The organism is Pseudomonas sp. SDO5271_S396 (assembly GCF_054071795.1).
The window spans coordinates 65,202-74,288 of record NZ_JBSVWB010000032.1 but is presented as its reverse complement, the minus strand read 5'-3'; the positions used below and the strand labels follow the sequence as shown (position 1 = coordinate 74,288).

The following is a 9,087-nucleotide window of genomic DNA, read 5'->3' as shown; positions in this document are numbered from 1 at the left end:
GAAACCAGGCGCCGCATTCTTGCTGACAGGATGCGGCGTATTCATTGGGGCGGCTTCGCCGCCCAGCGCGGGCGGTGCGACGACTCGACAAGCCCGCTCACTACAACCGTCAGTCGTCTTTGGTTACAATCACCGCCCTCTTCGTCTCCCCTAAGGAACCGCCATGTCCGGCCTTGAACTGATCGCCGCCGCCTTGGGGGTGATCGCCGTCTGGCTGACGGTCAAACAGAACCCTTGGTGCTGGCCCATCGGCCTGGTGATGGTGTTGCTGTACACCTGGGTGTTCTTCGACGTGAAACTCTATTCCGACATGCTGCTGCAAGTGGTCTATGCGGGCCTGCAACTCTACGGCTGGTGGCAGTGGACCCGTGCCGGCGAGGTCAAGCAAGGTCGCCAGGTCACCAGTCTCGGCTGGCCGGCGATCATGACTAGCCTGGCCGTGGGTGCGGCCGGCAGCTTGTTGTTGGGCGCCGCCATGGCCCACTGGACCGACGCCGCCCAGCCATGGCTCGACGCCGCCCTCACCGGCTTCAGCCTGGTGGCGCAAATGTGGATGGCGCAAAAACGCGTGCAGTGCTGGCCGTTGTGGATTGCGGTCGACGTGATCTTCGTCGGCCTGTTCCTCTACAAAGGCCTGTACCTCACCGCCGCGCTCTACGCGCTATTCACCGTGATTGCCGTGCAAGGCTGGCGTGAGTGGCGCGCCGATCCGGCGCTGCACGCATGAAGGTGGTGGTACTCGCCGGGCCCGAGTCCAGCGGCAAGAGCTGGCTGGCAGCGGAACTGCACACGCATTTCGGCGGGCTGATGGTCGGTGAATACGTGCGCCACTTCATCGACCTGCATCAGCGCGACACCACCCTGGCCGATATACCCGCCATCGCCCACGGCCAACTGGCCTGGGAAGATGCCGCCCGCGCAGCGCGCCCGTCGCTGCTGGTGCTCGACACCCACCTGCTGACCAATAAACTCTGGAGCCAGACCCTGTTCGGCAGCTATCCCGCCTGGCTTGACCGCGAATTGCTGGCACGCCACTACGACCTGCACCTGCTGCTGTCCCCCGAAGACGTGGAGTGGACCGCCGACGGCCAGCGCTGCCAGCCGGAATTGGCGGATCGCCGGGCGTTTTTCCAGAGCAGCCTGGAGTGGATCGAACGGCATCACCAGAACGTCCGGGTGATTCGCGGCGACTGGGCAGAACGTCGCACCCTTGCGTTCGACGCTGTAGAACAACTTCTCGCCGAGGCCACCCCATGACCACCCCGCTGCATATCGCCATCGTCGGCGCCGGCCCTGGCGGCTTGACCCTGGCGCGAATCCTTCACCATCACGGCGTGGCCGTCAGTGTGTTCGAGCGCGAAGGCGGACCGCTGGAGCGTCCGCAAGGTGGCACGCTGGATCTGCACGTGGAGTCCGGCCAGTTCGCCTTGCGCCAGGCCGGCCTGGAAGATGCCTTCAAACGCATCGCCCGCTATGAAGACCAAGGCTCGCGCTTGATGGACCATCACGGTCGTTTACTGTTCGAGGACCCGAACCCGGACGCGGGAGACCGCCCGGAAGTCGATCGCACCCAACTGCGCCAGATCTTGCTGGACGCCCTGCCCCAGGGTTGCGTGACCTGGGGCGTCGGCATCGACCACGCCAGCCAGGCTGACGACAACCGCTGGACACTGCATCAAGGCCGCCTCAGCCATGGCCCTTTCGACCTGGTGGTCGGTGCCGACGGTGCCTGGTCGAAGATCCGTCCGCTGCTGTCGAGCTACCTACCGCAGTACAGCGGCCTGACCTTTATCGAATTCAACATCGACGACGCCGACCGTTCGCACCCACAGGTTGCGCGCCTGGTCGGTCGCGGCACGCTGCAAGTGGCCGGTGAAGCCCGGTCGATCATCGTGCAGCGCAACGCCAATGCTCATTTGCGCGGTTATGCGATCTTCCGCGTGCCGACGGACTGGGCTGCGACGCATATCGACGTGTCCGACGCCACCTCATTGAAAGCGCACTTCGAAGGCTGGCACCCGGACATTCTCGCGTTGTTCGACGCTGCCCATCCGACCCTGATGTGCAGGCACATCCACGCCCTGCCCGTGGGCCATCGCTGGTCCCACCGTCCGGGATTGACGTTGATCGGTGATGCGGCCCACCTCATGTCGCCGTTCGGTGGAGAGGGGGTGAACGCGGCGATGCTGGATGCCGCCGAGCTGGCGCAACAGCTCATGGAAACGCCTGACGCCTCGAAAGCCGTGCAGGCGTATGAAAACCACATGTTCGAGCGAGTGATGCCGGCGGCCCAGGGCAGCGCCGAAGGCGCCGCCACCCAGTTATCCCATGACAGCCTGGCGCTGTCCCTGGCCCACCTGCATCACCACCTCACGCCTCAGTAGCCCAGCGACAGACCGGTATTGCGACGCGGGTCGTTCGCGCCGTAGAAGCGGTTGTTACCCACCGGCTTGCCACCCAGGGACGGTGCGCCCACCAGGATCGCCGCCAAGTGGTTGGCGTCCTGCGGGCCGGCGAACTTGTGGCCCCAGCTTTCGAGGATTTTCTGGGTGTCGGGGCTGACCGCGAAGGTCTCCAGGTTGGTGGTTTCCGGCATCCATTGCTGGTGGAAACGCGGCGCGTCCACGGCCTCCTGAATGTTCATCTTGTAGTCGATGACATTCAGGATGGTCAGCAACGTCGCAGTGATGATGCGGCTGCCACCGGGCGTACCGACCACCATCACGGCCTTGCCATCCTTGGTCACGATGGTCGGGCTCATCGACGACAGCGGCGCCTTGCCCGGGGCGATGGCGTTGGCTTCGCCCTGGACCAGGCCGTACATGTTCGGCACGCCGACCTTGACGGTGAAGTCGTCCATTTCATCGTTGAGGATCACCCCGGTCTTGCTCGCCATCACGCCGGCACCGAACCAGTCATTGAGGGTGTAGGTGACCGAGACCGCGTTGCCCCACTTGTCGACGATGGAATAGTGGGTGGTGTTGTTGCCTTCATGGGGCGACACGCCGGGCTTGATCGCCTGGGAATCACCGGCCTTCTGCGGTTCGATGGCGGCGCGCAGCTTCGCCGCGTAGTCCTTGTCCAGCAGGTGGGCGATGGGGTTCTTCACGAAGTCCGGGTCGCCAAGGTAGCTGTTACGGTCCACGTAGGCGTGGCGCATGGCTTCGATCTGATAGTGCAGGCCCTGGGCCGAGTGATAACCCAGGTCGGCCATCGGGTAGCCTTCGAGGATGTTCATGATCTGGCAAATCACCACGCCGCCGGAGCTTGGAGGCGGCGCCGAGACGACGTGGTAGCCACGGTAGTCGCACTCGATGGGCGCCAGCTCGCGGGTCTTGTACTTGTCGAGGTCCGCCTGGGTAATGATGCCCTTGCCGGCCTGGCTGGAATCCACCAGGGCCTTGGCGACCCAGCCTTTATAGAAGCCGTCGCTGCCTTTGGCCGAGATCTCCTTGAGGGTCCTGGCCAGGTCTTTCTGCACCAGCTTCTGGCCCACCTGCATCGGCTGGCCGTTGTGCAGGAAGATCGCACGCATGTCCTTGTCTTTTTCGAACTCGCCGGTGGCGGTGTGCAGCAGGTCGATATCACCCTGCTCCAGGGCGAAGCCGTTTTCTGCCAGTTTGATCGCCGGGGCTATCACCTGGGCACGCTTGAGCGTGCCGTACTTGCTCAGGGCCAGTTCCATGCCGGAAACGGTGCCGGGCACGCCCACGGCCAAATGGCCCTTGGCGCTGAGGCCGTCGATGACCTTGCCGTCCTTGTCCAGGTACATGTCGGCGGTGGCCGCCAATGGGGCTTTTTCGCGGAAATCGAGGAAGGTCTTGCGCCCGTCGGCCAGTTGCACGGTCATGAAACCGCCGCCGCCCAGGTTGCCCGCTGCCGGGTAGACCACCGCCAGCGCGTAGCCCACGGCCACCGCTGCGTCGACCGCGTTGCCGCCGGCCTTGAGTACATCCACGCCCACGTGGGTGGCCAGATGCTGGGCCGTCACCACCATGCCATTTTCACCCGCCACCGGGGCCTGGGACGCTGCTTGCACGCCGCTGACCGTCAACACCAGGGCAGTGGCAATCAAGGTACGACTGAAGGGTTGGTATTTCATCCATGGCTACTCTGGTTATTGAGATGCACCAAAATAGCCCTTCCTGGATCCATTCCCCAGCGTAATGGCGTTTTTATTACAGAACTTGTCGGTCACGGAACGGGCAAAAATATGCCCATGCTATATTCCGCGCCCTGACTGTCTCGCAAGGCACTTTGATATGGCACTCAAAAAGACCGGGATTCGTGCCCAACAGGCCGACCAGACCCGCGCACGCATCCTCCAGGCGGCGATCAAGGTGTTCACCCGCGACGGCTATTCCGGCGGGCGCGTCGACACCATCTCCAAGGAAGCGGACTCCAACGACCGCATGCTCTATTACTATTTCGGCAGCAAGGAACACCTCTTCATCTGCGTGCTGGAACACACCTACGAGCAGTTCAACAAGGCCGAAAGCAAACTCAAGCTGGACCTGGAAGACCCCGTGCAAGCCTTGCGCGAACTGGTCGCGTTCATCTGGAACTACTACGTCAAGCACCCGGAGTTCGTGGCGATCCTGAGCATCGAGAACCTGCACCAGGGCAAGCACGCCAGGCAGTCCGGCGAAATGCGCCGGTTGTCGGGGGAAGCGGTGGGCGTGTTGCGGCCGATCATCGAGTCAGGTCTGGCCAAAGGCCTGTTCCGCCACGACATCGACCTCAAGCACGTGTACCTGATGATCGCCTCGCTCTGCTACTTCTATAACTCCAACCGGCATACCCTCAGTTCGTTTCTGGGGGAAGACTTGGCGAACAAGGGGCAACAGCAGGATTGGCTGGCCTTCATCACCGATTTGGTGATACGTGGCGTCACCCCCAGCCCACTGTAGAAACCGAATCAAACTGTGGGAGCTGGCTTGCCTGCGATAGCGGTATGCCAGTCAACATTTTCAGTGACTGATGCACCACCATCGCAGGTAAGCCAGCTCCCACAGTTGATTTTCATAGGGTTTGAAATATCAATGGGTGCCGGGATTGGCCCGCAGGTGAGCCACTTTCTGCTCCAATCCCTGCCACTGCGGCGCGTTCGGCGCGAATCGGCCGCGCAGATACGCCACCAGATCCGCCACCTGGCTGTTCGACAAACTGTCCTTGAACCCTGGCATATACCCCAGGTCCTTGGTCGCCGGGTTGCTGATGCCTTGCAGGATCACCTTGATCAAATTGTCCGGCTGGTCACTGTGCACATTGGTATTGGTGGCCAGTGACGGGCTCACCCCAAACAGTTTCGGCCCCAGGCCATCGGCATGACAGGCTTGGCATGAGCCCTCGAAGACACGCCGGCCACTGGGGTTCGGCAGCGTCGCTGCCACGCTAGGTGTCTGCGCCGCAGCATCCTCATTGAGCGACGCCAAATACACCGCCATTGCCCGGATATCCGCCTTGGGCAGCTTCGACAACTCGCTCACCACCGGCCCCATCGGCCCCGCCGCCACGCCATGGGCATCGGAATAGCCCGTGCTCAAGTAGGTAAACAGTTGATCCTCGGTCCATGGCGTTGGCGCCCTGGACAAGCCATTCAACGCCGGCGCCTCCCAGCCATCCACCCTGCCACCCGCCAGGAACGCCTTGCCGCCCTTCTCCGCCCCCATCAGATTGCGCGGTGAATGGCAGGCCGCGCAGTGCCCCAGCCCATTGACCAGGTAATTGCCGCGATTCCACTGCTCACTCCGTTCAGGCTGCACGCTGATTTCACCGCGCCGTAAATTCAGCAAGTTCCACCCCGCCATCAAGGGTCGGATATTGAACGGAAACCGCATGGCATTTGGCGTCGGCGCCTGGCTTACGGGCGTTTGCGACATCAGGTACGCGTACAACGCCTGCATGTCCGCATCGTTGATATTGCGAAACGCCGTGTAGGGGAACGCCGGATACAGGTTGCGCCCGTCACGACCGATACCGTCGCGCATGGCACGCTCGAACGCCGGGTACGACCAGGCGCCGATGCCGGTCTGCACATCCGGCGTGATGTTGCTGCTGTACAGCGTGCCGAACGGTGTTTCCATCGCCAACCCACCGGCATTGGTGGCACCGCCCGGTGCGGTATGGCACACCGCACAATCGCCCACCGCCGCCAGCAAGCGCCCGCGCTCCAGAGTGGCCTTGGACCAGGTACCCGCAGCGGGCGGGGCAATCGGCGCGATCTCACTGTGAAAGGGCCAGGCCGTGGCCGCCAAGGCACCCAAGGTGGCGAACAACGCCCCAAACCACCACTTCTTGCGTTTCTCCGGCGACTTGGCCGGCTCACCGAGGGTGCCGGCATTCAGCGCCGCCAACACCCGCTCCGGGGTAATCGGCAGTTCCCGAAAGCGAATGCCGGTGGCGTCATAGATCGCATTGGCAATTGCCGCCGCGCTGGGCACCGACGCCGATTCGCCCGCCCCCATGGGCGGCTGGTCCTGGCGCGGCATCATCATCACGTCGATCTTCGGCACTTCCGGAAAGGTCAGGATCGGATAACCGCCCCACTCCTTGCTCGCCACCGTCGACTCTTCAAAGGTCACTCGCTCCTTGAGCACGCGGCTGGTGGACTGGATCACATTGCCATGGATCTGATGCTGCACCCCCGCCGGGTTGATCATCATCCCCGAGTCATGCCCGATCACCACCCGCGTCACCGACACATCGCCGGTCTGCCTGTCGATGGCCACATCCGCCACCCAGGCCGCCCACGCCGCGCCGAACCCCGGGAACTTGCTGTGGATGTAACGCGCGTAGGCAAAGCCCCGACCCCGCAGCAGATGGTCTTCATTGGCGGTTTGCATCGGCGCCGTGCGCGGCGCCCAGTTGGCACGTTCGGCGGTGGACTTGACCAGGTCGATGGCGCGCTCGTCCTTGAGGTAGCGCAGGCGGTACTCCACCGGATCGACGCCAGCGGCGAAAGCCAGTTCGTCGATATAGGACTCATGGGCGAAGGTGTTGGGCAACGCCGACACACCGCGCATCCACGACGCGCGCACGATGGGCGCCATGTCATTGATGGTCACGCGCATGTGCTCGATGTCGTAGGGCGGGATCGAAGTGCGGTCGCCCATCTCGAACATCGCCGCCACCGGTTCGACGCGGCCAGTCAACAGCAGCGCCAGGGTCGGCGCGCCGTTGGAGGGGTAACTGGTTTCGAAGTCGTAGGCGGCGATGCTGCCGTCGGCATTGAGGCCGCCGTCCACGTCCATCAACTGTGCGGTGCCCTTGGGCTCCCACAGATGTTCCTGCTCGCGGGTCAGTTGTACGCGCACCGGCTTGCCCACGGCGCGGGACAGCAGCAAGGCATCGGCACACACATCGTCCGCGCAATTGCGCCCGTAACAGCCGGCGGCTTCCATGCGGATCACGTCGATCAGGCTTTCTTCGCACTCCAGCAACCAAGCCAGGTCCGCACGCAGCAGGTGCGGGTTCTGGCTGCCCGACCACACCCGGCTGCCCGCCGGGGAATAGTCCGCCACGCCGCAGGACGGGCCGATGGAACCGTGCATCTGGTACGGCCACAGGTAACTGCGCGACATGCGCTGGCTGGCGTTGGCCAGGGCCTCATCGACGCTACCCTGGTCGAGCACCGTGCGGCGTACCCGTGGGTTGTCGCGAATGGCCTGCTCCACATCGCTCAGGTCCGGCAACGCCTGGTTCCAGGGTTTCCAGTGCACCTGCAACTCATGGGCCGCCTTCATTGCCTGCTCTTCGCGCAGCGCCACCACCCCGACAAAATCGCGGATCACCACCACCGCGACGATCCCGGGAATGTGCGCAATGGACGCCTCGTCCACGCTCAGCAGGCTGTTACCGACAAAGTCCCCGCAATCCAGCCCGGCATACGGCGGGCGAATCACCCGGCCATGGAGCATGCCCGGCACGCGCATGTCGTGCACATAGGTCAGCTCTCCCGTGGCCTTGCCCGGGATGTCGACCCGCGCAGCGCCCTTGCCCACCAGGCGGTAATCCTCGATAGCCTTCAACGGTGCATCGCCACTGATGCGCAACTGATCGTGCTGGCCGCTGACCAGTTCGCCATAAGTGGTGGTGCGTCCGTCCGCCGCGTGAACCACCCCGGCGTCGACGTTGAGGCTGCCCGTGCTCACGCCCCAGCGCCCCGCCGCGCGAGCCAGCAGAAAGCGTCGCGCTTCGGCCGCCGCGTTGCGCAAAGGCACCGCCGAAATCTGCAACGTGGCGCTGGCGATGGTCGCTCCCTGGTTAGGCGCGCGCTCGGTGTCGCCCAGTACCATCTTGACCTGGTCCATCGTCAGGTCGAGCTCTTCGGCGACGATCTGCGCCAGCGACGTGCGAATGCCGGTGCCCAGATCGACATGACCGTTGAACGCATACACCAAGCCATCGTCGTTCACCGCAATAAACAGCCCCAGTTCCTTGGGCTTCACGGTGGGCGTACCGCCCTTGGCCACCGGGCCCGAGGGCGGCAGCACATCGTCGACGATCAGCAGGACGCCGGCCTTGGCCAGCCACTGGTCACGGGAAAGCGGCGTGTCAGTCATAGTGATCCATCCACAGTCATGAGGCGGGCGGCACGCAGCACGGCGCGCAGGATTTCGATATGGGTGCCGCAACGGCAGAGGTTGCCCGACAGCTCGTTGCGCACCTCGGCTTCGCTGGGGTTGGGATTGCGGTCGAGCAACGCCTTGGCGGTCATGATCATGCCGTTGAGGCAGTAGCCGCATTGCGCGGCCTGCTCGTCGATAAAGGCCTGTTGCACCGCATGCGGCGCCTGGCGCGTGCCGAGGCCTTCAAGGGTGACGATCTCGCGCCCCACCGCCCCCGACAGCGGGAACACGCAGGACCGTGCGGCCACCCCATCGATGATCACGGTGCACGCACCGCACTCCCCCAGGCCGCAGCCGTATTTGGGGCCGTTGAGCGCCAAGTCGTTGCGCAGTACCAGCAACAGCGGGGTGTCCGCCATGGCACTGACTTCGCTCGTGTGGCCATTGACCTCAAGCGCTACCGTAATCTGCTGACTGATCATTCACTTCGCCCGTAACCGTTGGTGAAGTAGTCACT

7 protein-coding genes are annotated in these 9,087 nt (G+C 63.8%); 4 read left to right on the top strand and 3 right to left on the bottom strand.

Translation table 11 applies throughout. From position 1 onward, the window contains the following. Positions 1 to 163 precede the first annotated feature (163 nt). The 3 genes from pnuC to ACW9IN_RS20500 are packed head-to-tail and all read left to right on the top strand — an operon-like array spanning position 164 to position 2,384. A complete protein-coding gene (pnuC, locus tag ACW9IN_RS20510) occupies positions 164 to 727 on the top strand; it encodes a nicotinamide riboside transporter PnuC (RefSeq protein WP_457367587.1) in 564 nt (187 codons plus the stop codon). Further along, positions 724 to 1,257: an AAA family ATPase gene (locus tag ACW9IN_RS20505; protein ID WP_457367589.1), complete on the top strand. Its 534-nt coding sequence runs from the start codon at positions 724 to 726 to the stop codon at positions 1,255 to 1,257. Before pnuC ends, ACW9IN_RS20505 begins: the two co-directional genes overlap by 4 nt. Next, entirely contained in the window at positions 1,254 to 2,384 is a 1,131-nt protein-coding gene (locus ACW9IN_RS20500; protein ID WP_457367586.1) for an FAD-dependent oxidoreductase, read from the top strand. Before ACW9IN_RS20505 ends, ACW9IN_RS20500 begins: the two co-directional genes overlap by 4 nt. Here the strand turns inward: ACW9IN_RS20500 and ggt are convergent. After that, positions 2,378 to 4,102, bottom strand: a complete 1,725-nt coding sequence (gene ggt / locus ACW9IN_RS20495) for a gamma-glutamyltransferase (protein WP_457367585.1) — start codon at positions 4,100 to 4,102, stop codon at positions 2,378 to 2,380. The two genes, ACW9IN_RS20500 and ggt, sit on opposite strands and share 7 nt — an antisense overlap. 160 nt (positions 4,103 to 4,262) lie before the next feature. Here ggt and ACW9IN_RS20490 point away from each other — a divergent pair, with 160 nt between their 5' ends. After that, positions 4,263 to 4,910, top strand: a complete 648-nt coding sequence (locus ACW9IN_RS20490) for a TetR family transcriptional regulator (protein ID WP_457367584.1) — start codon at positions 4,263 to 4,265, stop codon at positions 4,908 to 4,910. 129 nt (positions 4,911 to 5,039) lie between these two features. Here ACW9IN_RS20490 and ACW9IN_RS20485 read toward each other — a convergent pair whose 3' ends face one another. Beyond that, on the bottom strand, positions 5,040 to 8,564 hold the full coding sequence (locus ACW9IN_RS20485; protein ID WP_457367583.1) for a molybdopterin cofactor-binding domain-containing protein: 3,525 nt from the start codon (positions 8,562 to 8,564) through the stop codon (positions 5,040 to 5,042). Further along, positions 8,561 to 9,052 (bottom strand): (2Fe-2S)-binding protein, encoded by a 492-nt coding sequence (locus tag ACW9IN_RS20480; protein WP_457367582.1) that lies wholly within the window; start codon positions 9,050 to 9,052, stop codon positions 8,561 to 8,563. Before ACW9IN_RS20480 ends, ACW9IN_RS20485 begins: the two co-directional genes overlap by 4 nt. Positions 9,053 to 9,087 lie beyond the last annotated feature (35 nt).

Bases quoted from the DNA above. Each gene is read 5' to 3' on its own strand.
- pnuC (WP_457367587.1), top strand. From the start codon at position 164: ATGTCCGGCCTTGAACTGATCGCCGCCGCCTTGGGGGTGATCGCCGTC.
- ACW9IN_RS20490 (WP_457367584.1), top strand. From the start codon at position 4,263: ATGGCACTCAAAAAGACCGGGATTCGTGCCCAACAGGCCGACCAGACC.
- ACW9IN_RS20505 (WP_457367589.1), top strand. From the start codon at position 724: ATGAAGGTGGTGGTACTCGCCGGGCCCGAGTCCAGCGGCAAGAGCTGG.
- ACW9IN_RS20485 (WP_457367583.1), bottom strand. From the start codon at position 8,564: ATGACTGACACGCCGCTTTCCCGTGACCAGTGGCTGGCCAAGGCCGGC.
- ggt (WP_457367585.1), bottom strand. From the start codon at position 4,102: ATGAAATACCAACCCTTCAGTCGTACCTTGATTGCCACTGCCCTGGTG.
- ACW9IN_RS20480 (WP_457367582.1), bottom strand. From the start codon at position 9,052: ATGATCAGTCAGCAGATTACGGTAGCGCTTGAGGTCAATGGCCACACG.
- ACW9IN_RS20500 (WP_457367586.1), top strand. From the start codon at position 1,254: ATGACCACCCCGCTGCATATCGCCATCGTCGGCGCCGGCCCTGGCGGC.